Here is a 957-nt window from a genome sequence, read left to right as displayed (position 1 = left end):
GGGTGACTGCGTACCTTTTGTATAATGGGTCAGCGACTTATATTCTGTAGCAAGGTTAACCGTATAGGGGAGCCGCAGGGAAACCGAGTCTTAACTGGGCGTTAAGTTGCAGGGTATAGACCCGAAACCCGGTGATCTAGCCATGGGCAGGTTGAAGGTTGGGTAACACTAACTGGAGGACCGAACCGACTAATGTTGAAAAATTAGCGGATGACTTGTGGCTGGGGGTGAAAGGCCAATCAAACCGGGAGATAGCTGGTTCTCCCCGAAAGCTATTTAGGTAGCGCCTCGTGAACTCATCTTCGGGGGTAGAGCACTGTTTCGGCTAGGGGGTCATCCCGACTTACCAACCCGATGCAAACTACGAATACCGAAGAATGTTATCACGGGAGACACACGGCGGGTGCTAACGTCCGTCGTGAAGAGGGAAACAACCCAGACCGCCAGCTAAGGTCCCAAAGTCATGGTTAAGTGGGAAACGATGTGGGAAGGCCCAGACAGCCAGGATGTTGGCTTAGAAGCAGCCATCATTTAAAGAAAGCGTAATAGCTCACTGGTCGAGTCGGCCTGCGCGGAAGATGTAACGGGGCTAAACCATGCACCGAAGCTGCGGCAGCGACACTATGTGTTGTTGGGTAGGGGAGCGTTCTGTAAGCCGTTGAAGGTGGCCTGTGAGGGTTGCTGGAGGTATCAGAAGTGCGAATGCTGACATAAGTAACGATAATGCGGGTGAAAAACCCGCACGCCGGAAGACCAAGGGTTCCTGTCCAACGTTAATCGGGGCAGGGTGAGTCGACCCCTAAGGCGAGGCCGAAAGGCGTAGTCGATGGGAAACAGGTTAATATTCCTGTACTTGGTGTTACTGCGAAGGGGGGACGGAGAAGGCTATGTTGGCCGGGCGACGGTTGTCCCGGTTTAAGCATGTAGGCGGATGTTCCAGGTAAATCCGGAACGTTA

Annotated in this window: 1 rRNA gene; it reads left to right on the top strand. The window is 53.2% G+C overall.

Features of this window, described 5'->3' with window-relative positions:
- Positions 1-957: ribosomal RNA gene (locus tag ABLV75_RS02840) — 23S ribosomal RNA — on the top strand; the annotation flags it as partial.

Origin of the sequence: Klebsiella sp. CN_Kp066, from assembly GCF_040065135.1 — a bacterium.
GTDB classification, from domain to species: domain Bacteria; phylum Pseudomonadota; class Gammaproteobacteria; order Enterobacterales; family Enterobacteriaceae; genus Klebsiella; species Klebsiella oxytoca.
This window is presented reverse-complemented; position numbering and strand designations above follow the sequence as displayed.